Origin of the sequence: Pseudomonas sp. G2-4 (genome assembly GCF_030064125.1) — a bacterium.
GTDB lineage: Bacteria > Pseudomonadota > Gammaproteobacteria > Pseudomonadales > Pseudomonadaceae > Aquipseudomonas.
The window spans coordinates 2,943,985-2,967,109 of record NZ_CP125957.1 but is presented as its reverse complement, the minus strand read 5'-3'; the positions used below and the strand labels follow the sequence as shown (position 1 = coordinate 2,967,109).

22 protein-coding genes and 1 pseudogene are annotated in these 23,125 nt (G+C 62.6%); 11 read left to right on the top strand and 12 right to left on the bottom strand.

Translation table 11 applies throughout. From position 1 onward, the window contains the following. Nucleotides 1-2: 2 nt before the first annotated feature. From QNH97_RS12725 to QNH97_RS12715, 3 genes are all read right to left on the bottom strand, one after another. A complete protein-coding gene (locus tag QNH97_RS12725) occupies nucleotides 3-1,259 on the bottom strand; it encodes an MFS transporter (protein WP_283557143.1) in 1,257 nt (418 codons plus the stop codon). A 10-nt stretch (nucleotides 1,260-1,269) separates the two neighbouring features. Then, nucleotides 1,270-2,202, bottom strand: coding sequence for a SphA family protein (locus QNH97_RS12720; protein ID WP_283557142.1), 933 nt, complete (start codon nucleotides 2,200-2,202; stop codon nucleotides 1,270-1,272). A gap of 69 nt (nucleotides 2,203-2,271) precedes the next feature. Beyond that, nucleotides 2,272-3,264, bottom strand: a complete 993-nt coding sequence (locus QNH97_RS12715; protein ID WP_283557141.1) for a helix-turn-helix domain-containing protein — start codon at nucleotides 3,262-3,264, stop codon at nucleotides 2,272-2,274. Nucleotides 3,265-3,549: 285 nt separating this feature from the next. Between QNH97_RS12715 and QNH97_RS12710 the strand changes: the two genes are divergently transcribed. Continuing rightward, entirely contained in the window at nucleotides 3,550-4,461 is a 912-nt protein-coding gene (locus QNH97_RS12710; RefSeq protein WP_283557140.1) for a LysR substrate-binding domain-containing protein, read from the top strand. A gap of 189 nt (nucleotides 4,462-4,650) precedes the next feature. Here QNH97_RS12710 and QNH97_RS12705 read toward each other — a convergent pair whose 3' ends face one another. The 6 genes from QNH97_RS12705 to QNH97_RS12680 all read right to left on the bottom strand — a co-directional run bounded on the left by QNH97_RS12705 (nucleotide 4,651) and on the right by QNH97_RS12680 (nucleotide 10,626). Further along, nucleotides 4,651-5,691, bottom strand: coding sequence for a gamma-aminobutyric acid-binding protein (locus tag QNH97_RS12705; RefSeq protein WP_283557139.1), 1,041 nt, complete (start codon nucleotides 5,689-5,691; stop codon nucleotides 4,651-4,653). 177 nt (nucleotides 5,692-5,868) lie between these two features. Continuing rightward, complete coding sequence (gene argE / locus QNH97_RS12700; RefSeq protein ID WP_283557138.1) at nucleotides 5,869-7,038, bottom strand: acetylornithine deacetylase; 1,170 nt, start codon at nucleotides 7,036-7,038, stop codon at nucleotides 5,869-5,871. Beyond that, nucleotides 7,031-7,705, bottom strand: coding sequence for a DUF1028 domain-containing protein (locus QNH97_RS12695; protein WP_283557137.1), 675 nt, complete (start codon nucleotides 7,703-7,705; stop codon nucleotides 7,031-7,033). The genes argE and QNH97_RS12695 overlap by 8 nt, the downstream gene beginning before the upstream one ends. 10 nt (nucleotides 7,706-7,715) lie before the next feature. After that, entirely contained in the window at nucleotides 7,716-8,126 is a 411-nt protein-coding gene (locus QNH97_RS12690) for a RidA family protein (protein ID WP_003201555.1), read from the bottom strand. Then, on the bottom strand, nucleotides 8,126-9,466 hold the full coding sequence (locus QNH97_RS12685; protein WP_283557136.1) for a flavin-containing monooxygenase: 1,341 nt from the start codon (nucleotides 9,464-9,466) through the stop codon (nucleotides 8,126-8,128). The genes QNH97_RS12690 and QNH97_RS12685 overlap by 1 nt, the downstream gene beginning before the upstream one ends. Before the next feature lie 245 nt (nucleotides 9,467-9,711). Beyond that, nucleotides 9,712-10,626, bottom strand: a complete 915-nt coding sequence (locus QNH97_RS12680) for a LysR family transcriptional regulator (protein WP_283557135.1) — start codon at nucleotides 10,624-10,626, stop codon at nucleotides 9,712-9,714. Nucleotides 10,627-10,749: 123 nt separating this feature from the next. Here QNH97_RS12680 and QNH97_RS12675 point away from each other — a divergent pair, with 123 nt between their 5' ends. The 8 genes and pseudogenes from QNH97_RS12675 (at nucleotide 10,750) to QNH97_RS12640 (ending at nucleotide 17,855) form a co-directional block, all read left to right on the top strand. Then, on the top strand, nucleotides 10,750-11,589 hold the full coding sequence (locus tag QNH97_RS12675; protein WP_283557134.1) for a pirin family protein: 840 nt from the start codon (nucleotides 10,750-10,752) through the stop codon (nucleotides 11,587-11,589). 45 nt (nucleotides 11,590-11,634) lie between these two features. Further along, on the top strand, nucleotides 11,635-12,723 hold the full coding sequence (locus tag QNH97_RS12670) for an alkene reductase (protein WP_283557133.1): 1,089 nt from the start codon (nucleotides 11,635-11,637) through the stop codon (nucleotides 12,721-12,723). A gap of 165 nt (nucleotides 12,724-12,888) precedes the next feature. Continuing rightward, nucleotides 12,889-13,312, top strand: a pseudogene (locus tag QNH97_RS12665) (nuclear transport factor 2 family protein). After that, nucleotides 13,309-14,064 carry an SDR family NAD(P)-dependent oxidoreductase gene (locus QNH97_RS12660; RefSeq protein ID WP_283557132.1) on the top strand — a complete coding sequence of 252 codons (756 nt, stop codon included), beginning with the start codon at nucleotides 13,309-13,311 and terminating at the stop codon, nucleotides 14,062-14,064. The pseudogene QNH97_RS12665 and the gene QNH97_RS12660 overlap by 4 nt, the downstream one beginning before the upstream one ends. A 3-nt stretch (nucleotides 14,065-14,067) precedes the next feature. Further along, on the top strand, nucleotides 14,068-15,315 hold the full coding sequence (locus QNH97_RS12655) for an NAD(P)/FAD-dependent oxidoreductase (RefSeq protein ID WP_283557131.1): 1,248 nt from the start codon (nucleotides 14,068-14,070) through the stop codon (nucleotides 15,313-15,315). Beyond that, nucleotides 15,312-16,106: a DUF1365 domain-containing protein gene (locus tag QNH97_RS12650; RefSeq protein WP_283557130.1), complete on the top strand. Its 795-nt coding sequence runs from the start codon at nucleotides 15,312-15,314 to the stop codon at nucleotides 16,104-16,106. The genes QNH97_RS12655 and QNH97_RS12650 overlap by 4 nt, the downstream gene beginning before the upstream one ends. Next, on the top strand, nucleotides 16,099-17,370 hold the full coding sequence (locus tag QNH97_RS12645; protein WP_283557129.1) for an SAM-dependent methyltransferase: 1,272 nt from the start codon (nucleotides 16,099-16,101) through the stop codon (nucleotides 17,368-17,370). The genes QNH97_RS12650 and QNH97_RS12645 overlap by 8 nt, the downstream gene beginning before the upstream one ends. Then, nucleotides 17,367-17,855, top strand: a complete 489-nt coding sequence (locus QNH97_RS12640; protein WP_283557128.1) for a DUF2878 domain-containing protein — start codon at nucleotides 17,367-17,369, stop codon at nucleotides 17,853-17,855. Before QNH97_RS12645 ends, QNH97_RS12640 begins: the two co-directional genes overlap by 4 nt. 21 nt (nucleotides 17,856-17,876) lie before the next feature. On the opposite strand, the gene QNH97_RS12635 is transcribed toward QNH97_RS12640, so the two are convergent. From QNH97_RS12635 to QNH97_RS12625, 3 genes are read right to left on the bottom strand one after another with little or no spacing between them, the layout of a single operon-like run. Next, nucleotides 17,877-18,182 carry a DUF6482 family protein gene (locus QNH97_RS12635; RefSeq protein WP_283557127.1) on the bottom strand — a complete coding sequence of 102 codons (306 nt, stop codon included), beginning with the start codon at nucleotides 18,180-18,182 and terminating at the stop codon, nucleotides 17,877-17,879. After that, nucleotides 18,179-18,334, bottom strand: coding sequence for a hypothetical protein (locus QNH97_RS12630; RefSeq protein WP_283557126.1), 156 nt, complete (start codon nucleotides 18,332-18,334; stop codon nucleotides 18,179-18,181). The genes QNH97_RS12635 and QNH97_RS12630 overlap by 4 nt, the downstream gene beginning before the upstream one ends. Beyond that, the gene (locus QNH97_RS12625) at nucleotides 18,331-18,897 is read right to left on the bottom strand and encodes a chalcone isomerase family protein (protein WP_283557125.1); all 567 of its coding nucleotides are present in this window, start codon (nucleotides 18,895-18,897) and stop codon (nucleotides 18,331-18,333) included. Before QNH97_RS12625 ends, QNH97_RS12630 begins: the two co-directional genes overlap by 4 nt. 270 nt (nucleotides 18,898-19,167) lie before the next feature. Here QNH97_RS12625 and QNH97_RS12620 point away from each other — a divergent pair, with 270 nt between their 5' ends. Together QNH97_RS12620 and QNH97_RS12615 are read left to right on the top strand one after the other, a co-directional pair. Next, complete coding sequence (locus QNH97_RS12620) at nucleotides 19,168-20,736, top strand: sensor domain-containing diguanylate cyclase (protein WP_283557124.1); 1,569 nt, start codon at nucleotides 19,168-19,170, stop codon at nucleotides 20,734-20,736. Nucleotides 20,737-20,855: 119 nt separating this feature from the next. Further along, a complete protein-coding gene (locus QNH97_RS12615; RefSeq protein WP_283557123.1) occupies nucleotides 20,856-22,856 on the top strand; it encodes a peptidase U32 family protein in 2,001 nt (666 codons plus the stop codon). The last annotated feature ends 269 nt before the right edge of the window (nucleotides 22,857-23,125 follow it).

The window sequence follows — 23,125 nt, the reverse complement described above, 5'->3', positions numbered from 1 at the left end:
TTTCATGACGATTGACGTGATCCGAGGGCGTTTGCCTGGCCGTGGCCCCGCGCTCGCAGGCCGACGATCACCCAGAGCAGCGCTGAAGCAAGACTGGCGAACGCCAGCCATTGGATGGCCTGGCGAAGGTCACCGGCAAAAGCGGCCACAAAAGCCACCACCAGCGGGCTGACGAACTGGCCGAAGTAAAGAAACGAGGTGAACCCGCCCAAGCCGCGACCACGGGTGCTGGCGGTCAAGGCATTCATCACTGGCGCCATGACGTTAGGCACCAGCAACCCGGAACCCAGGCCCTGGATGAGCGCGGCCACCAGCACCGCGTTGTAGCTTTGCGCGCGCATCAGCAGCCACAGCCCGATCCCCATTAGTCCCAGCAACAAGGCGTTGCAACCGGCGATGCCAAAGCGGCGGCGCAACATGGGCCAGGCCAACGAGCCGCCCAGGGTCGCCAGCAGGCTCAGTCCAGCTGCCAGGCCAATCATCGTGCTCGAGGTAATGCCCAGGCCAACCAACAATGTCGGCGCCTGGATGGCCATGACGAAGGCCAGCACCATGCCACCCAGAATCATCAAATAGCCGACCACCAGTTGCAGCACGGCGACCTTGGCCGGCCCCGATTCATGGACCTGCTGCTCGACCGCCCGGCACTTCGCCACAGGTGGCTCCCACAGCACCTTCATCATCACCGGCACCAGCAACAGCGGCAGCAAATACAACAGGAACGGCGACCGCCACGAGTGCTCGCCGAGCACGCCGCCCACCACGAAAAACAGCGCCCCCACCAGGCCGATGGTCACCACTTGGCGGTTGACGTAGCGCAGGCGTTCCTCGCCGTGCCAATAGTCCGCGATCAGGGTTGCACAGCAGGTCATCACCGCCGCCTCGGTGCAACCGAATAACAGCCGTGCCCCGACAATCGAAGTCAGACTATCGAGCATGGCCGGCAGCGCGCCGAGCACGGCGTAAAGCAACGTGGCAACCACCAGCAAGACCTTGCGCCCTACCCGATCAGCCAGCCAGCCGGCCAACGGCGCGCACACAGCAATCGCCAGGGCCGGCCCGGTGATCGCCAGCGGCACCAACAGATCGGCTCGCGGGTCCAGCGGACCGAATTCGGCGCCCAGCCGGGGCAGGATGGGCGCGACCATCACTGAGCCCATGATGGTCAGGCTGCTGCCCAGCATCAGCACCAGCCCTTCGCGTCGACCGGCCTGGCGCCACGGGGCGCCGGCCGTTGAAACGGAACTTGATTGGTTCATGGCGAGCCCCTTAGAAGCTTTGAGAGATACGCAGCGCCGCGGTGTAGCCTTCGGCGCGGTTGCGCGCATCGAGTTCCTTGTAGACATGCAGCCACACCGGTGGGATGCCAGGCTTGAAGTAGCTCACCGCCGGCCCGACGGCCAACACCCGGGCGCGATTGCCGGTTTCCAGTCCCGGCGCGTCGTCATCGGTGAACTGACGGTAGTAGTACCCGCCCACACCCAAGGTCCATGGCCCGACGTGCTGGCCCACGGCGAATTCGTGACGGTACTCGACGCCGTTCTTGTAGTCGGTGTCGTGGTTGCGGGTATTGATGTCGGCTTCGAAGCTTGAAGACACCTCGAAACCGCTGTCGGAGATGTACGTGGCGTTGAGGATCGGCGAGAAGGTCCAGTGATTGAGCCCCGGTGAGATCAAGCGATCCTTGTCGTAATCGCCCGTGGGGGCCTGGATCTGGAACTGGGCATTGACGAACAGGTTCGGCGAAAGCGTCCACTGCAGGATCACCGGCAGCACCTGCATGTCAGCCATGCGAAACGGATCGGCTTCAAGGTTCAGCGGGCCGACTGGCGTCTGCACCTGCAGCGAAGCGTCCATCTGGAAGAACGGCACCACGGCGCCGAAGCCATACTTGGCGCCCAGCACGGTGTAATCGGTCATGCGCATGTAGGCGACGCCGATGGACAGCACATCCAGGGAGAGATTGTTGTCCACGGACTTGCCGTGGCGATCCTTCTGCACGTTGGCCGAATAGAACGCGGTACGCAGGCCGACGGTCCCGAAAGGCGTGGCCGGCGGCATCATGCCTGCACCGAAATCGTAGACCCCGACTGCGGTGGTCGGCGCGCCGTTTTCGGTGCCATGGGCTGCGGTACAGGTACCAATCAGCCCCAGGGTCAACCACGTACAGCGCCAGACGTTTGTGTTTTTATTCTGATTCATCGAATGCCCCTACGACCATGTGGTGTTGGGGTCATCCTAGGGAGCCGGTCCGTCAGCCGTTATCCGTTTTCAGCACAGATGCGTGCGACGCAAGGTTTGTGACGGGGTTTCGCCAAACAGGGTCCGGTAATCACTGGAAAACCGGCTCAAATGCCAGAACCCCCAGCGTGCCGCCACCTCTTGTACGCCCAACGGCTGATCGCCATTGCATAGTTCACGACGCACGGCATTGAGGCGCAGCGCACGCAAATAAGCCACCGGGTTGATGCCCAGCGTCTCCTGGAAGCAGTACTGCAATTTCCGTCGGCTGGCGCCGATGTGGTTGCACAGGTCAAGGATCGACAGCGGTTCGTCGACATGGGCCAGGGCGTACTCCCGGGCCCGGTCGACCATGCGTTTGCGCGCCGTGGGGTTGAGTGGTGGCGCCTCGTCCGGCGCCACCAGTTCCAGCACATGCAGCATCACCGTGTCGCGCAGGCCCCGGCGGATCGATTCGTACCCCAGCAACGAGTCGCGCCCCTGCTCGCCGCCGTCGAGATCATCGAACAGCACCGCGAGCTCGGCTGGCAGCGTCGAGTCGCCGAGGCGGTAACACTTGGGAAGATCGGTAATTCGAAAGCGGCTACCCTGGCGCTCCAGCACATGCTCCAGTGCCTGCTCCTCGATCGCGACACCAAGCAGGTCCAGATGTTGGGGCGTGCGCAACTCGGGCAGGTTATGGCCACAGGCGACCAGCAGGCTCGGTTCGACAATGGGGTGCCCCGAGCAAAAGACCGGCCCGTCGGCACTCAGCGGCACGCTGAAGGTAATCGCGCCCTCCCAGGCGATGCCCCGCTTGGTCAGGGCCTGATTAGAGCGGTCGCGCACCAGTTGCATCCAGTCGCAGCGCAGTTCGATCAGTTCGCCTTCGAAACGTCCGGGGGTCAACTGGTCGTAGCTCACCTGCCAACCGCCCATGTTCCGGGCGTGCTCGTCGATGTCTGCGGTGCGGAACCGATTGATCGGCAGTGTCGGCAACACGTCTGCGGAGACCGGTGGCTGCGCCATGTTGTGGTTGTTCATTGACCCGACCTTTGATGATTCCTGGGCTTAGGAGTCAACGGTCAGGCAAGTTCCATTCCGCCCGGGAGCCAGATCATGCAATTGTGCCAAAAACGGATAATTGACCCGGTGGAAGGAGTGGCTGCGGAAACCTGGGTCACGCATAGCGCAGCGCAGGGGTGCGCTGCGCCCTTGCCCAAGCCAGTCTGAATATCGTCAATGCCCAGCAAAATCCGTATCAATGCCCATGCCCTGCCCCGCGTGCACACGGTAAGGTAGGCAGACCCATCTGGATCGAGGTGCGCCGTGGCGTCCTATTCCCTGCGTCAGCTCAAGTACTTCGTCACCACCGTCGAATGCGGCAGCGTCGCTGAAGCGTCTCGCAAGCTGTACATCGCCCAGCCATCGATTGCCACGGCCATCAAGGGGTTGGAGGACAGTTTCGGTGTGCAGTTGCTCATCCGTCATCACGCCCAGGGCGTGTCGTTGACCCCGGGTGGCGCCCGCTTCTATCGCAAGGCCCAGGAGCTGTTGCGCATGGCCCGGGAGTTCGAACAGAACGCGTTGGCCGATAACGATGTGGTCAGCGGACAGATTGACATCGGCTGTTTCGAAACCGTCGCCCCGCTCTACCTGCCGCGTCTGATCGCCGGTTTCCGCCAGCGCTTCCCGGGGGTGGAAATCCGCGTGCAGGACGGTGAGCAACAGGAGCTGGTGCAAGGCTTGACCGGTGGACGGTTCGACCTGGCGATTTTCTACGAGCACGACCTGGACAGCACCATCGAGACCGAAGCGCTGACTGCGCCGCAGCGACCCTATGCATTGTTGCCGGCGGGGCATCGCTTTGCCGGTCAGGCCCAAGTGTCGCTGCGTGACCTGGCGCTGGAGCCAATGATCCTGCTGGACGTGCAACCCAGCCGGACCTATTTCGTGAGCATCTTCGAAGAGTTGGGCCTGACACCGAACATCGTGTTCAGCTCGCCGTCGATCGAGATGGTGCGTGGCATGGTCGGCCAGGCGTTCGGTTTTGCCGTGCTGGTGACCCGGCCGCAGTCCACCTGCACCTACGATGGGCAACAAGTGGTGTGCGTCGACATCGCCGAGGACGTGACCGGGTCGGCGCTGGTGGCCGGCTGGCTCAAGCGCGCGCACCTCACCAAGCCGGCGCAGTTGTTTGTCGATTACTGCAAGGAACAATTCAAGCAGTGGTTACCGTGAGCCAAAGCAGGCCCGCCCGCCCCGGCCTGTAAGTAAAACACCAACCCCGTGGCGAGGGAGCTTGCTCCCGCTGGGTTGCGAAGCGACCCCAAACAGGTCGAACGCAATCTCCCTGATACACCGAGGTAACCGGGCTTGGGGCTGCTGCGCAGCCCAGTGGGGATAAATCCCCTCGCCACAAAGGTGTGCCTAGCGAGCCGCCCAGGCGTTGAAGCGTTGCTCCAGTTCCTCGCCATGGTCGACCCAGAACTCGGCATCCACCGCCTGGGCTTCGGCCAAATTGGCCTCGGCCGTGGGCAACTGCGCCTGCACCGCCGCGGGCAGCAAGGCCAGGGTCTGGCGATGCACCGGTCCGTAAGGGATGTTTTCCGAGAACACCTTCTGGGTCTGTGGCTGGCTGGCAAAAGCAATGAATTGCTCGGCCAGGGCCTTGTTCGGCGTGCCCTTGACCACCGCCCAGTACTCCGGGTCGTACAGGCTCTGCGGCCAGACAATACTCAGCTTCATGCCTTCCTTTTGCGCCGAAGCGATACGTCCGTTGTAGGCGGCACTCATCGCCACATCCCCTGCCACCAACCACTGCGCCGGTTGCGCGCCGGCCTCCCACCACTGGATGTTCGCCTTGATCTGGTCGAGCTTGGCGAAGGCCCGGGACACGCCTTCCGGCGTATTCAACACCTTGTACAACTCCTGCGCCTTGACCCCATCGGCCAGCAAAGCGATTTCCAATGTGTACTTGGCACCCTTGCGCAGGCCGCGCTTGCCCGGATACTCGGCAACGTTCCAGAAATCCGCCCAGGACTTGGGCGCCTTGGCGAGCTTGCTCTGGTCGTAGGCCAGGACCATCGACCAGACGTAGGTGGCGACACCGCATTCATTGAGGGCCCCCGGCACATAATTCGCCGGGTCGCCCATCCGCCCCAGATCGAGCTTCTCGAACAGCCCTTCTTCACAGCCCCGCAACAGCTCGGGACTTTCCACTTCGACCACGTCCCAGCTGGTATGCCCGGCTGCAACCATGGCCTTGATCTTCGACAGCTCGCCGTTGTATTCGCCGGCCACGATGCTTCCCGCACCGCTGGCGTTGAAGGGTTGGAAGTAGGCCTTGTCCTGGGCCTGCTTGGTAGCGCCGCCGAAGGAAATCACGGTCAGGCTCTGTGGCGCGGCTATAACACTGGTACTCAACAACGCCAGGGCACACGCAATATTGCAACGCAAGGATCTGGACATGAAGCGGTTCCTCGAAAATACCAGCTCGCCCGCACGAGCCGGTGACGGGACTCAAAGGTGACCGTAAACACGGGCGGTAGGGTCTACAGCAAAGGCTCTTGTCGGCCTGTTCTTTGTCGCCTGGCTGACCACCAGGAAGCTCCTTCCATTGAAGTCATCGTCCTAAGGCACCTGCTGTCAGCAATCATTGGGTTCACAGAGATAGCTCGCCAGCCGATCCATCAAGCGGTCGCAGGCGGCCATTTGTTCAACGCTCACGTATTCGTCAGGTTTGTGCCCCTGGTCCATGCTGCCGGGGCCACACACCACCGTTGGCACGCCGGCCTGATGAAACAGTCCGCCTTCGGTGCCGAACGCGACGGTGCTGAACGCGGCGCTGCCGCAAAGGCGGGCAATCAGTTGCGCGGCAGCGCTGTCAGGCGAAGTCGCCAGGCCCGGATAGGCGGACAGCTGTTCAAAACGGATCGCGGTGTCGCCCTGCACCGCACGCATCGGCGGCAGCAGTGTTCGCTCGGCAAAATCCTGCAATTGCTCGGCCACCGCCTGCGGGGCGAAATCCGGCAAGGCGCGCACCTCGAAATCGAAACAGCAATCGGCCGGGACAATGTTCAATGCCGTCCCGCCCTGGATCACCCCGACCTGCACCGTCGAATACGCCGGGTCGAAGCGCGTGTCATGCAACGAAGGGTCGGCCAGGTCTGCGCCAATCTCGCCCAATCGGCCAATCAGGCGCGCCGCCTGCTCGATGGCGTTCACGCCATAAGGTGCGTAGGCCGAATGGCAAGCCGCCCCTTTGACGTGACAACGCATCGCCAACTTGCCCTTGTGGCCCAGCACCGGTTGGAGTTGGGTGGGCTCGCCGATCAGGCACAACGCCGGTTGGGGAATGCGTTGAGGCAGCACCTCCAGCAGACTGCGCACACCCAGGCAACCGACCTCTTCGTCATAGGAAAACGCCAAGTGCACAGGGCGAAGAAGCGGGCTGGCGAGGAACGTCGGCACCGCTGCCAGCACCGACGCCAGGTAGCCCTTCATGTCCGCCGTACCGCGCCCGAACAGCTTGCCGTCCATCTCACTCAAGCAAAACGGATCCACCGTCCAGGCCTGTCCATCCACCGGCACCACGTCGGTATGCCCGGACAACACCACGCCACCGGGCACCGACGGACCGATACTCGCCAACAGGTTGGCCTTGGTCCGCTCAGGGTTGTAGATCAGCTCGCAGGCCACGCCCAAGCCTTGCAGGTAATCGCGAACGAACGTGATCAACGCCAGGTTCGAATCGCGACTGATCGTGGCGAAGCCCACCAGACTGGCGAACATTGCCCGGCTGCGCAGCTCACTCATCGCCCGGCACGCCATAGCTGGGCGCCGATGTCGGGTCCAGGGCACGGGTCAGGTAATCCTGCAGTTGTGGCTGATAGGCCAGCCAGAGTTTCTCCAGTTCGCCGATGGGGTTTTCCTCGGCCCAATCCACCCGCAGATCGACGATGTGCCAGGTCAAGTCATCCACCACCGACAGCGCCGCCGAGTGCACCGCCCCGGCTTCGCCACCCGCCGCCTGTCCGGCCTGCAACGCGCTCAGCAGACGTGACGCGAGACAGCCTTCGCTGCGTTCGAAAGCCGCGACCATGACCTCGATCACACCCGTGCTCGCCAACAGATTGCCGGCCGCCACACACTGTTCACCGGCCAGTGCGTGGTGAGTGCCCAGGGCATGGCTGCCACTGAAAATCGCCGTGTGTCCGTGGGCATCGACCACGGCCACCTGGCGGTATTGGCTGTAACCATTGCGCGCCAGGGCACGATCCACGGCCTCTTGCGCCGTCAGGCCACCAGCCAGCTCGTCCAGGATCAGCGGGCCGAGGGCCGGCAGCGTGATGTTCTGGCTCGACACCGCGCCGACACCGGCCCGCAACCAGGGACAACGGGCACCCACGGCAATGCTCGAGGAACTGATGGCGATCCCCAGCTGGCCGGTTTCGGCGCAACGCCCGACGATGGAAAAAGTCATGCTGCACTCCTTATTCGGGGATGACCGCGATCACGTCGATTTCCATCAGCCACTGCGGCTGGCCAAGGGCGCTGACCACCAGCCCGGTGGAAATCGGGAATACGCCCTTGAGCCACTTGCCGACCTCCTGGTACACCGGCTCGCGGTAACGCGGGTCGATCAGGTAAGTGGTGGTCTTGACGATATGGCTCAAGTCGCTACCGGCTTCTTCCAGTAATTGCTTGACGTTGCGCATGGCCTGCTCGGCCTGGGCGCGAGGATCGCCGAGGCCCACCAGTTGGCCGTTGAAATCGGTACCGACCTGGCCGCGCACATAGACGGTGTTGCCGGCGCGCACGGCTTGGCACAGGTCGTTGTCCAGCGTTTGGTTCGGATAGGTGTCCTTGGTGTTGAACATGCGAATGCGCGTATGAGTAGGCATCAACGGACTCCCGTGAGGCTGGTTTTCAAAGGGTGCGAATCGTGAACGGAGGTTTTTCCCTGAACGTCCCCATCCTGGCGTTGGCTGGCGTCCCGATAAGCGAGATAGGTGCGCTGCTTCACGATGTGGTCGGCGATATGCCGGGCGTCATGCCACACGCCCCAGATGAACGCCGAGCCGCGCCGTGACAACCAGGGCAGGCCGACGAAATACAGGCCCGGCTCGCTGGAGACCCCGCGTTGATGCCGGGGCTTGCCGTTGGTGTTGAGCGCGTCGACGTTCAGCCAGCTGTAATCCACCGAATAGCCGGTGGCCCAGATGATCGTGGTCACGCCTGCGTCGACCAAATCCAGCGCCAGGATCGGCTGGGTCAGGCAGTGCGGATCAGGCGGCAGCTGGCGGGCTTCGGGTTCGAGCGGCAGGTCCAGGCCATTGCGGGCAATGTAGGCATCGGCGGCATCCAGCAGCGCCAGGTAGTTTTCGTCGCCACGGGCGATGTTCTCGGCCAGGTTGTCTTCAAAGGTCACCACGCTGGCGTTGAACGATTTCGTCAGGCCCACCAAGGTGATGCCTTCATGGGCCAGCCGGCGGAAATCCACGGTATGGCCGCCACGGGCACCGCTCACGGCGATGGTCACGTGCTCCTTGCCGGGTTTGACGGCCTCCGCATCCCACTCGCCGAGCACCCCGAGCCACCAGCAAAAATCCCGGTTGCGATAGGCTCGCGGCGGACGATCATGGGCGCCTACCGAGAGGTAGACCTGCTTGCCGGCACGCTGCAATTCATCAGCGATCTGTACCCCTGACGAACCGGCTCCCACCACCAACACAGCGCCCTCGGGCAGTTGGTTGGGGTTGCGATACTGGGCGGAGTGAATCTGGGTAACCGTCGCCAGTTCCGGCGCGATCGGCGGGATCACTGGCTGTTGGAACGGTCCGGTGGCAACGACCACATGGAGGGCCTCGATCCGGCCCTCGGAGGTTTCAAGGGTGAAACCCGGACGGCCGACAGTGCGCTCGACTTTCCTGACCTCCACGCCGGTACGGATCGGCGCGTTGAACTTGCGGGCATAGGCCTCGAAGTAATCGGCCACCTGATCCTTCGCCGCGAAAGCATCGGGGTCGAGCCCTTCGAATTCCAGCCCCGGAAAACGGTCATGCCAGGCCGGGCCATTGGCGACCAGCGAATCCCAACGCGCCGTGCGCCAGGCCTCGGCAATCCGGCTGCGCTCCAACACAAGGTGAGGCACCCCTTGCCGGCTCAGGTGTTCACTCATGGCCACGCCGGCCTGACCGGCGCCTATGACAAGCGTATCGATGTGAGTTGTTTCAAAAGGCATGTCTGTGCACTTCCGGCAGTAGGTTCGGTTCAGGTCGGCATGACGCCGCCTCGGGTTCTGAATTGTTGTTCTGCGGCTGCGACTATCGATGGAAGGTGTCGGGGCGATTGTGTTGGCGGGCGGGGATTTGCGAAACGAGGGTTTTTATCGTTGCAGGGAAGGAAAAAACTGGCTGCACGCCCGATATGGATCAGGCGATTCAGGAGGGGGCAAGTTCTGAAGGCAATGGATATTGACTGACCGGCCTACTCCAACCGCGCCGGAAACGCCTTGAGCTCCAGCTTTTCCATCACCAGCCCAATGAACGCCGAGACCGCCAGCGGCAATTGGCGCCGGCTCGGATAAAGTACATTGAGGCCGAAGCCGATACGCTGGTATTGCGGCAACACACGGACCAGTCTTCCAGCTTCCAGATCCACGCGGCTCAGCGCCGAGGGCAGCACGGCGATGCCCAGGCCCGCCACGGCAGCCTTGCGCTGCGCTTGAGCAGTGTTGGCGTTGAAGCGGCTGGGAACCTGCACTTCCTGCTCCGCACCGTCTGGGCCAATGAGCCGCCAGTGACTCAAGCCGCTGGGATGGGCGAAGCTCACGCTGTCATGGTGAGCCAGGTCCTCCAGCGAAGTCGGCGCACCGCGCTTGGCAATGTAAGCGGGACTGGCAACCATGCCGTCACCGTCGTTCTTGAGGAGTTGGCGCCCGACATACCCGGAGTCCTGTAGCGGACCGCCGCGAAAGGCCACGTCGATGCGGTCGGCAATCAGGTCGACACGGGCATCGCTGAGCACGAAATCAAGCTGCACCCGAGGATGGGCTGCGAGGAAGTCCGCCACCCATTGCATCGGGAAAAAATCGAAGAAATCCGCCATCGCCGCGATACGCACCAGGCCGCTGGGTTCATCGCTGCCCTTCATCAGCTCCTGTCCCGCCTCGGTCAGCCCGTCCACGGCGCTGACGCAGCGCTCATAGAACCCCTGCCCCACCTGAGTCAGCGTGAGTTTGCGAGTGGAGCGTTGCAACAGTCGCTTCCCCAATTGCGCCTCCAACTGCTGGACGCGCCGGCTCACGGTATTGGAGGGCATGCCCAGCCGCCTGGCTGCTTCGGCAAAGCTGCCGCTGCGCACCACCTGGACAAACAGTGCGACATCATTCAGATCGAGCATCAGGTCGCCATTCCTTCGTTTTTTGGATGAGTTCAATCCGATTGTATCGGCTAATCAATCCATTACCAGGCACTTATCCTTCTCGCATCGAGGCCCCCAACGCTCACGAATCCGAGGTCACCCATGAATAGCATCGTCGTCGCGCCACCGCGCACCATCGTCCACCGCACCCGGGGCAATCGCCACGGGCCGATCACCCGCCTCATGAGCCCGGGCGACCTCGGCCAACTCTGCAAGCCCTTTGTGTTTCTCGACCTCTTCGCGTTCAAGGCCGAAGCCATGCACAGAGGTTTCGGCATGCACCCGCACTCCGGGATCGCGACGCTGACCTACATGATCGAAGGCCAGGTGGCCTACGAAGACACTACTGGGCAATCGGGCGTACTGCCCAGCGATGGCATGGAGTGGATGCAAGCCGGTAACGGCGTATGGCATGACGCTCGGCCGGTCGGCAGCTCGTCGATCCATGGCTTCCAGCTTTGGGTCGCGCTGCCGGCCGCTGAAGAAAATGCGCCGGCCCACAGCGTCTACCTGGCACCCGCCGATATCCCCCGGGAAGGTCCGGCGCGGGTGTTGCTCGGCCAATATGGCGCGGCCCGCAGCAGTGTGGCAGCCCCGGCAGGCATGAACTACCTGGCCGTGCAATTGAAAGACCAGGAACGCTGGCGCTACACGCCACCGGCCGGGCACACCGTTGCCTGGCTGGCGGTCAACGACGGCAGCCTCGACGCCGGCGGCCGCGTCAATGCCGGGGAAATGGTGGTCTTCGAAGAGTCCGGCGAATCCATCGACATCGTTGCCAAGGGCGCAACCTCCTTCGTGCTCGGCTCGGCGGCCAAGCATCCCCACGACCTGGTGATGGGCGACTACTCGGTGCACACCAGCCAAGCCGCACTGGAAAAAGGCGAGAACGAAATCCAGCGCATCGGCGCTCTTTTGCAACAAGAGGGCCGGTTGGCCTAGCCGACCCTCGACTCAACCCCTGTCTGATCTCTTCTGAGGTGAATCATGAGCAACATCGGTCTCGATCTTCTGCTGTCCCACGCCCAAGTCGGCAAGCTGTCCCTGAAAAACCGCATGATCATGGCCCCCATGACCCGCAGCCGCGCCGGCGTCGGTGACGCGGCCACGCCCCTCATGGCCGAGTACTACAGTCAGCGGGCCAGTGCCGGTCTGATCGTCAGCGAAGGCTCCCAGGTTTCAGCCCAGGGCAAGGGTTACCTGAGAACGCCGGGGATTTTTACCCCGGAGCAAATCGCCGGATGGAAACACGTGACCGACGCGGTTCACGCTGAAGGCGGACAGATGTTCCTGCAGCTGTGGCACGTGGGCCGACTCTCCCACCCGCTGGTGCAGGCCAACGGCGCCCAACCGGTGGCACCTTCGGCGATCAAGGCCGACGGCGAGATCTACACCCCTGAAGGCCTCAAGCCCTATGAGCTGCCAAGGGCATTGGACCTCGATGAAATCCCCGGCGTGGTGGCTGATTTTCGCCAGGCCGCCATCAACGCGAAGTTGGCCGGGTTCGACGGCGTGGAGATTCATGGCGCCAACGGTTACCTGATCGATCAGTTCCTGCGCGACGGCACCAACCAACGTACCGATGCCTACGGTGGCTCGATCGAAAACCGCGCGCGCTTTCTCAAGGAGGTGGTCGAGTCGGTGATTGAAGTCTTTGGTGCCAGCCGCGTGGGTGTTCGCCTGTCGCCGATCTTCAGTTATTTCTCGATGAGCGACAGCAACCCACAGGCGACCTTCGATTACGCCGCCAGGATGCTCAGCCGTTATGGCCTGGCCTACCTGCACATCGTGGAGCTGGGTGAAGGTGCTTTCGATTTCCTGGAACTCAAACGCCGTTTTGGTGGGCCCTACATTGCCAACGGTGGCTACAGCGCCGAACGCGCGGCCACAGCCATCAGCCGCGGCGACGCAGACCTGGTCGCGTTCGGAACGCCATTCCTGGCCAACCCGGACCTGGTGGAACGCTTCCAACAGGGCCAAGCGCTGAATACCCCTGACGCATCGACGTTCTACCAGGGTGAAGAACGTGGTTATACCGACTACCCAACATTGGCCGGGGGGCAAGCTCAGTCATGACTGGAACAGGCGGCTCCAATGGACCTTTTGGTCCAACGCCGCCGCGTTAAATTTTGTTGTACAAACGCAAAATACTTATACAAAAAACTTTAATTCGTACAACTCCTGCAGTAGGCTTCAAACTTGTACAGAAATACTGATCTGTACAATAATTTGGAGCCTCGTATGTCCGCCTACCTGCAGCGTTTCGCCCACGCCTTCGCCCAGCTGGACGCCAGTCACCTGGCCGGGCTCGATGCGCTCTACAGCGCAGACATACACTTCCAGGACCCCTTGCACCAGATTGACGGCCTTCCGGCGTTGCAGGACTACTTCGCACAGCTGTATGCCAATGTCAGGGACGTTCGCTACGACTTCCACGCCTTTGATGAAATCGGCCCCGGAGAGGGTTTATCTGCGCTGGACGCTGCACTTGAGCCACCCGCGCCTGGCGGGCGGAACCCCCATCGCGTTGCAAGGTTGCAGCTATCTGCGCTGGACGGATCGGGTCTACCACCATCAAGACTTCTTCGATGCGGGCGCGCTGCTCTACGAGCACCTGCCGCTACTCGGGTCCATGATCCGCTGGCTCAAGCGGAGGCTGGCATGAGTCGCATCTGGCTGACCGGTGCCAGCAGTGGCATCGGTGCGGCCTTGGCGGCGCAGTTGCTGGAACAAGGCCATCACTTGGCATTGAGCGCGCGCCAGACAGAACCCTTGCAGGCATTGGCGGCACGCTATCCGGGCCAGGCGCTGGTACTGCCGGGCGACCTGACAGACCCGCGCCAAGTCGCCAGCATCTGCCAGCAGATTGACCGCGAATGGTTGGCGCTGGACCTGGCGATACTCAACGCCGGGACCTGCGAATACCTGGAACCCGGGTACTTCGATACCCACCTCGTTGAACGTGTCATCACCACCAACCTGCTGGGCACCAGCCACTGCCTGGAGGCGGCCCTGCCTTTACTGCGCCGGGGCCAGCGCCCGCACCTGGTGGTGGTGAGCAGCGCGGTTACCTGGCTGGCCCTGCCTCGTGCAGGCGCCTACGGAGCCTCGAAAGCCGCGCTGCGCTATCTGGTGGAGTCGCTGCGCATCGACCTCGCTGCCGAGGGCATTGACGTCACCTTGGTAAGCCCCGGTTTCGTCGACACGCCACTGACTCGACGCAACGACTTCCCCATGCCCATGCGCTGGTCGGCGGAACAGGCCGCCCGGCATATCGCGCGTTACTTGCCGGCGCGGCCGCTGGACATCGCTTTCCCCTGGACCTTCACCCTCGCCCTGCGCCTGCTCGGACACTTGCCCGCAAGCTGGCGACTGGCCTTGGGCCGGCGCCTGGCTCGTCCCTCCAAGGAGTCATGAAACGTGCGCATCGCAATCATCGGCAGCGGCATCTCCGGCTTGACATGTGCTTACCTGTTGGCCCGTAGACATCAGATCACCCTGTTCGAGGCCGACGACCGGATCGGCGGCCACACCCACACCGTGGACGTCGACTGGCAGGGCCAACGCTATGGAGTAGATACCGGTTTCATCGTGTACAACGATTGGACCTACCCGAATTTCATTCGCCTCTTGGACCAGTTGGGTGTCGCTTCGCGCCCCACTGAAATGAGCTTCTCGGTGCATGACCCGGCCACCGGGCAGGAATACAAGGGCCACACCTTGCGCAGCCTGTTCGCCCGCCGGCGCAACCTGTTGTCGCCGGGCTTCTGGGGCATGCTGCGGGACATCCTGCGGTTCAACCGGCAGGCGACGACCGATCTGCAGGCCCAGCGTATCGACGGCACCACCCGACTCGGCGACTACCTGCATGCCCAGGGCTACGGCCAGCGTTTTATCGATCACTACATCGTGCCGATGGGCTCGGCGATCTGGTCGATGTCACCGGCCAGGATGCTGGAATTCCCGCTGCAGTTCTTCGTGCGTTTCTGCCACAACCATGGTCTTTTGTCGGTCAACCGGCGTCCGCAATGGCGCGTGATCGAGGGCGGCTCGCGTGGCTACATCGAGCCGTTGTGCGCGCGCTTTCGCCAGCACATCCGGCTCAACTGCGCGGTAAAGCGCGTGAGTCGTGACGACACCGGAGTGAGCGTGGTCAGTGCCGCGGGTGTCGAGCGTTTCGACAAGGTGGTGTTCGCCTGCCACAGCAACCAGGCGCTCGCCCTGCTCGAGACACCGAGCCAGGAGGAACGTGAAGTGCTCGGTGCCCTGGCCTACGCCAGCAACGAGGTACTGCTGCACACCGATACCCGACTGCTGCCCCGGCGGCGCCAGGCCTGGGCGAGCTGGAATTATCGCCTTGGCGGTCCGGCTCATGCGCCGGCCGCCCTGACCTACAACATGAACATCCTCCAGGGCCTGGACGCCCCGGTGACCTTTTGCGTCAGCCTCAACCAGAGCGATGCGGTCGACCCGTCCAAGGTGCTTGCGCGCTTCGATTACGCACACCCGCAATACAGCCTCGCCGGGGTGGCGGCCCAGGCACGCCAACATGAGCTGCAAGGGCACCGGCACAGTTATTTCTGCGGCGCCTACTGGGCCAATGGCTTTCATGAAGACGGCGTGGTCAGTGCCCTCAACGTAGCACAGCACTTCGGTGAACTCCTTTGAACAGCAGCCTGTGTCGCGGCTGGGTCGATCACCGACGCCATACGCCGCGGATCCACGCGTTCCGTTATCCGATCGGCATGCTGTACCTGGACCTGGCCGAACAGGAACAGGTACTGGGACTTTCCCGCCTGCTGCGGCCGTGGCCCCTGGCACCGCTGTGCTGGCGCGAGCGCGATTACCTGCCAGCTCGCACCCAACTCGGTGTTCCCTTGGCCGACGCGGTGCGCGAAATCCTCGCTCAAGCCTTGGGCGCAGCCCCCCAAGGCGCGATCCACCTGCTGACCCAGCCGCGCAGTTGGGGCCTGTCGTTCAACCCAGTGAGTTTCTATTTTTGCCATGAAGCCGACGGGCGCCTGGCGGCAATCCTCTGCGAAGTGCGTAACACCCCATGGCGCGAGCGATACCACTATGTGCTGCCGGTTTGCCCCGGGGAGCCCCAGGCGTTTCGGGTGGCCAAGGCTTTCCATGTGTCACCGTTCCTGCCCAGGGACATGGACTACCGCATGCGTTTCCTGATCCTGGATTCCAGCATTCGCGTGCACATGGAGAACTGGCTCGACGGCCGGAAGGTGTTCGAGGCCGGGCTTGTCCTTGAGCGCCAGGCCCTCGATGCCGGGTCGTTGCGCCGCCACATCCTGGCCTTCCCCTGGATGAGCCTGCGCACCGTCAGCGCCATTTACTGGCAGGCCCTGCGCCTGATCTTGAAACGCACTCCCCTGCACGACCACCAGGCCAGCCAAGGCAGCCTGAGCGTCGGCGAAACTGCCCACAAGGACTCTGACCATGTCTGACCCGATCCTGAGCGTAACCAAGGCCGCCAGCTTCCGCCCGTTCAGCGGCGGCCTTTTCAAGCAGGCCGTGCTCGGCCAGTTGCGTCGTCTGCGCCAGGGCCACCTGCGCCTGACGGTGGATGGAACAATGTCGAGCTTCGGTGACCCGGGCAGCCCGCTGGTGGCAGACGTCGAGATCCTCGACGACGCCGTCTGGGGCATGGTCGCGGGTAACGGTTCCATCGGCGCTGGCGAGGCTTATATCCAGGGCCATTGGCGCAGCCACGACCTGACGGCCGTCACGCGCCTGTTCGTTGCCAACCTGGAGGTGCTCGACGCCATGGACAGCGGCCTGGCCCGCTTCAGCCGCCCGCTGCTGCGGGGGCTGCACTGGCTTAACCGCAACAATCGGCGTGGCTCGCGGCGCAACATCATGGCCCACTACGACCTGGGCAACGCGCTGTTCGAGCGCTTGCTCGACCCCACCATGATGTATTCAGCCGCGATGTTCGAAAATCCTGAGCAAAGCCTGGAAGAAGCCCAACTCAACAAGCTCGAACGCATCTGCCGCAAGCTTGACCTGCGCCCCGGCGATCACCTGCTGGAGATCGGCACCGGTTGGGGCAGCCTGGCGATCCATGCGGCCGGCCACTATGGGTGCAAGGTCACGACCACCACCTTGTCCGACGAGCAATACGCTCACACCTGTCGGCGTGTCGAGGCCCTGGGCCTGCAACAGCGCATCAGCGTGCTGCGCCAGGACTACCGCGACCTGCAAGGCCGCTATGACAAGCTGGTGTCCATCGAGATGATCGAAGCCGTCGGCCATCGCTACCTGCCGCAATACTTCCGTCGCTGCGCCGCGCTGCTCAAGGATGACGGCCTGATGCTGCTGCAATCGATCACCATCCGCGACCAGCGCTACGACCAGGCCCGGCGCTCGGTGGACTTCATCCAGCGTCATGTTTTTCCAGGCGGCGCGCTGCCATCACTGTCCAGGCTGTTGACCATCGCCAGCACCCAGACGCCGCTCAATCTGCTGCACCTGGAGGACTTCGGCGCGCACTACGCCCGTACGCTGCGGCACTGGCACGAGAACTTCAGGCAGTCACGCCAAGTGTTGCTGGAGCTGGGCTATGACGAAACCTTCCAGCGCCTCTGGGAGTTCTACCTGTGTTACTGCGAGGGGGGATTCCAGGAGCGTGCCATTGGCGTCGCTCAGTTGCTGTTTGCCGCCCCCGGCGCTCGCCAATCGCCCTGGTTGGGACAACAGGCGCCGGAATGAGCCGCACCGGCCTGCTGATCAACGTCCTCTGGCTGCAATTGGGTTGGTGGGGTTGTGTACTGGGTGCGAAGGATCCGCGGTGGCTGCTGGCGGTGGTCGTCGGACTGCTTGCGCACCTGCGGCTGTGCCCCGAGCCCCGGGCCGAGATGCACGCGGTGATGCGCGTCGGCCTCTGCGGCATGCTGCTGGACTGGGGACTGGGTGTGCAGGGATTGTTCGAATTCAGCCAAACCCCGTTGCCGCTCTGGCTGGCCTTGCTCTGGCTGGTTTTTGCCACGGGATTGCGCCATAGCCTGGCCTGGGCAGCCACGCCGCTCTGGCGAGGTGCGTGTGTGGGCCTGGTCGGCGGCCCGCTGGCCTACTGCGTGGGAGCGCCGTTGGCCGGGGTTACGCTGCCCCTTGGCGTGCTGGGCACCGCACTGGTCCTGGCGCCGCTGTGGGCGCTATGGCTGCCGCTGGCATTGCGCTTGGCCGATTCGCACTGATCCGCCGTGCAGGCAACCTGCTTACCAGGGCTCATCGAGGAAAAGCGGTATGCGCAGCGGCTCGATCACACCTTCAGGCTGACCGCACATTTCATCGTGGACCACCTGCTGCACCAGCGTGCACGGCAAGCGCGGCACGGCTCGCAGCAACTCTCGCAGATGAGTGGTGGAGCGTACCTGCATCGTCTTGCCCGACTCATCGAGCAACGTACGCGGCCCACTGTCCAGACGGGCGCGCAACACGTAGAACCCGCCTTGCAGCGACAACAACTCCAACTCGTGGATACGACCTTCGGCGGCCAGGTCGGTCAGCACTTGCAGATTCATTGCCCAGCCCCGGTCTGACGGCGGAAAAACAGAGTCGCCTGCCCCAGCTCAACGCCGAGCTTGCCCATGCTCGAGCGGCAGCGATCCACATTGACATTGCCGCCGCTGGTCAAGCCCGGCATCAACTGCAGAGCCATCAGAAAACGTGTCATGGCTTGTCTCCAGTATTACGTGAAGTATTAACCCCAAGTAATTGATTTCTTGATTTTTTATCTCTGGTATCAGGATCAAGCCAAATGGCAAAAAATGCCTGGGCGAATGCCGGGTCCGCAACAACGTGGGAAAGTTGCTCATTCACATAGAAGCGACACCCCCACCCCGGCAGAAACACGCCGGTAATGCGACTTCCCGGCTTCACGTCAACGAACGCCCGGTTCATGTGGCCGCGCCATGCATCCAGGCGCCCGGCCTCCAGAGGTGCTCCGATGATGCGTTGCATTTCGTCAAGACTGGTTTCGACCAGGGTTTGCTTGTTGATGGAGCGCCGGTAATCGAGCTCCAGGGCGAACGTCGTCTCGAGGCCCGGCCGCAATGCTGCGCTCCATAGTCGCGCCTGATACACCTCGAACCCGTACCAGGTGAAGTCGGCCTGCCCAACCAGGCGTGCGCCAGGCAGTGAGGCTCGCCAATCGGACAAAGCCTGAGCGCAATACAGCGCAAGCATGCCAACGATGCATCCCATCAGGCTTTTCCTGAACGCGAACGACCTGATCATGAGCACGTCACCGGTTTCTCAAGGACGCCTCAATAATTGTACATTAGTCTTTATTTGTACAGCTTTTGCAGGCCGAACGAGAAACTGCTTTAGGCGGCTCTGAAATCCACTACCTGTGTGTTCGACTGGGAAAGCGGGCGGATAAATCCGAGCGATTCACACGCAAGGAAGTCCTCGCATTGACTCAGACAAGCTTAGCTAACGTGCTGAAATCGAATAAGATGGGCTTCGCATCAATCATGCGCAGAACCGTCGTAGAAGGAAATGTTGATGCTCGGACGCAAACGGCCAGAGCCAGAGATTGAAAGCTCTGATGAGGCCTTTTCTCCCCAGACCGCCCGGGCCGGAGCGGCATTGCGACTCACCGTGAGCTTCATGCTGGTGGTGGTTGTCGCGTTCCTGGCCGTTGAAGGCTGGCGGACGTGGCGCGACTACCGCGCCGCTTTTGCATCTGCCCGGGATTCAGTGACGAACCTGGCGCGGGCGACGGCCCAGCACGCTGAAGATACCATTCGACAAGTGGATGTCGTCACCGCCGCCCTCGCCGAACGGGTGGAGGGCGATGGCCTGCAGAACATGGATATCCCACGCATCCATAAGCTATTGGTGCAGCAGGCCGCCATCATGCCGCAACTGCACGGGTTGTTTATCTATGGCCCGGACGGCCAATGGCTGGCGACAGACAAGGAAGTGATCCCGGAAATGGCGAACAACGCCGACCGCGACTACTTCCAATACCACCGCACCCACGAGGATCAAGGCGTGCGCATCGGTGACGTCGTCAAGAGCCGTTCCACCAACGACCTGATCATTCCCATTTCCCGCCGCCTGAACAACCCCGATGGCTCGTTTGCCGGTGTATTGCTGGGGACGGTGAAGGTCAGCTATTTCGTCGACTACTACGGCGACTTCAAAATCGATGACAAAGGCGCGCTGGTCCTGGCCAAGCGCAGCGGAACGATCCTGGTCCGACGTCCCCTCGTCGCTTCGGTGATTGGCAAGAGCCTCGTTAACAGCGTGATTTTCAGGGAACATTTACCCACCTCTAACGAGGGGGTTGCCGAAGCCAAAGCCGTCGTCGACGACACCGAGCGCCTGTATGGCTACCGGGCCCTGACCACTTACCCGCTGGTGGTGGAAGCCGGCTTGTCCCGCGAGTCGATCATCGCGCCCTGGCGCCGCGACCTGCTCAAGACCGGTTTGGTACTGATTTTCCTGATCGCGATACTGGTGGGCTTCGGGCTCATCGTGTTGAGCCAGCTGCGCTACCGCATGGCCATGGAGAAGCAGATTCGCAGCGCCCACCAGGCCATGCGCGACATGGCGCTGACCGACAGCCTGACCGGGCTGGGCAACCGCAGGCGGCTGGACATCGCCCTGGCCGATGAGATCCGCCTGGCCAGGCGCCAGGGTTCGTCCCTGACCCTGATCATGCTCGACGTCGATTACTTCAAGCGTTTCAACGACAGATACGGGCATGCCGCCGGGGACGATTGCCTGCGGGCGATTGCAGCCGCGCTCGGGCAGACTATCAAAAGGCCGGGCGACCTGGCGGTCCGCTACGGCGGTGAAGAGTTCACTGTGCTGCTGCCTAACACCGACAGCGCCGGCGCCACCAAGGTCGCGCAGCATATTCTCGAAGCGGTCAGGGCCTTGAACATTGAACATGGCGACCATCCCTTGGGCATCGTGACCATCAGCGCGGGCGTCACCACTTGCCAGCCGAGCGGCGAGGACGTTACCCCGGCCATGCTAATCAGGGCCGCCGATGCCTTCTTGTACCTGGCCAAGAACACCGGACGAAACCGCTGGTGCAGCGCCGACTCGACGCCGGGGTGAACCCCGCGAGGGCGCCGCGCATCGGTCCACATCGCGTAAACCCAAGTCCACAGGTGCCGGCTACGCGCCTGGCGGCTACAATGCGCACTTCGACCGTGACCCAGCCTGACTAAAAATAAATGTCCTTGCCCAAACATCATCTGGAATTGCTCAGCCCCGCCCGCGACGTGACCATCGCCCGCGAGGCCATCCTGCATGGCGCCGACGCCGTATACATTGGTGGCCCGAGTTTCGGCGCGCGCCACAATGCCTGCAACGAAGTGGGCGATATCGCCCGGCTGGTGGAGTTCGCCCATCGTTACCACGCCCGGGTGTTCACCACGATCAACACCATCCTGCACGACAACGAACTGGAACCGGCACGCCAGCTGATCCACCAACTGTACGATGCCGGGGTCGATGCGTTGATCGTCCAGGACCTGGGGGTGATGGAGCTGGACATCCCGCCCATCGAGCTGCACGCCAGTACCCAGACCGACATTCGCACCCTGGCACGGGCGAAGTTCCTCGACCAGGCCGGTTTCTCGCAACTGGTGCTGGCCCGCGAATTGAACCTGCAGGAAATCCGCGCCATCGCCGACGAGACCGAGGCGGCCATCGAGTTCTTTATCCACGGTGCGCTGTGCGTGGCGTTTTCCGGCCAGTGCAACATCTCCCACGCCCAGAATGGCCGCAGCGCCAACCGTGGCGATTGCTCCCAGGCCTGTCGCCTGCCCTACACCCTCAAGGACGACCAGGGCCGGGTGGTTGCCTATGAAAAACACCTGCTGTCGATGAAGGACAACAACCAGAGCGCCAACATCCGCGACCTGGTGGAGGCCGGTGTGCGCTCGTTCAAGATCGAAGGGCGCTACAAGGACATGGGCTATGTGAAGAACATCACCGCCTATTACCGCCAGCGCCTGGACGATGTCCTCGAAGGCCGCCCGGACCTGGCTCGCGCGTCCAGCGGCCGCACCGCGCATTTCTTCGTGCCCGACCCGGACAAGACCTTCCACCGCGGCAGCACCGATTACTTCGTCAGCGAGCGCAAGATCGACATCGGCGCCTTCGATTCACCGACCTTCACTGGCGTGCCGGTGGGCGTGGTGGAAAAAGTCGGCAAGCGCGACATGCAAGTGGTGACCTTTGACCCGCTGTCCAACGGTGACGGGCTCAACGTGCTGGTCAAGCGCGAAGTGGTGGGCTTTCGGGCCAATATCGCCGAGCCCAAGGGCGAATTCGAAGAGGACGGCCAGAAGCGTTACCGCTACCGCGTCGAGCCCAACGAGATGCCGGCCGGCATGTACCAGTTGCGCCCCAATCATCCACTGAACCGCAACCTGGACCACAACTGGCAGCAAGCGCTGCTCAAGACCTCCTCGGAGCGCCGCATCGGCCTGGCCTGGAACGCACGCCTGCGCGAAGAGCGCCTGGAACTGACCGCCACCAGCGAGGAAGGCATCAGCGCCAGCGTCGCCCTGGACGGGCCGTTCGGGCTGGCCAACAAGCCGGAACAAGCCTTGGAGCAGTTACAAGACCTGCTCGGGCAACTGGGCACTACCGAGTACCACGCCACATCGACCCAACTCGACGCACCCCAGGCGTACTTCATTCCCAATTCGCAGCTCAAGGCGTTGCGCCGTGAGGTCATCGAAGCCCTGACCGCCGCCCGTATCGCCGCTCACCCCCGCGGTGGCCGCAAGGCCGAGACCAACCCGCCGCCGGTGTACCCGGAATCGCACTTGTCGTTCCTCGCCAACGTGTACAACCAGAAAGCCCGGGACTTCTATCACCGCCATGGGGTCAAGCTGATCGACGCGGCGTTCGAAGCCCACGAGGAAACCGGCGAAGTGCCGGTGATGATCACCAAGCACTGCCTGCGCTTCTCGTTCAACCTCTGCCCCAAACAGGCCAAAGGGGTTACTGGCGTGCGCACCAAAGTCGCCCCGATGCAGTTGATCCACGGTGATGAAGTGCTGACGTTGAAGTTCGACTGCAAACCCTGCGAGATGCATGTGGTGGGCAAGATCAAGGGCCACATCCTTGACCTGCCGCTGCCGGGCAGCAAAGCCGAGCTGGTTGTCGGGTACATCAGCCCTGAAGACCTGCTCAAGACAATCACGCGCGCACCACATTAAATAAACCCACCCGCTTCCCCTGTGGGAGTGGGTGTTCATGAAATGTGTGTCCACCACAGATCCCCTGTGGGAGCGAGCTTGCTCGCGATGGCGTCAACAGGACCAGCATGGATGTAAGCTGACCCACCGCTATCGCGAGCAAGCTCGCTGCCACATTGGGTTGTGGGTGTTCACAAAGCTTCTGTTCCGCTCCCACAATGAATATCAGGTGGCTGGAATGGATTTTTCATTTCTGCGCCGTTTTCGCTTTTCCGGGCGACAAATTCTGT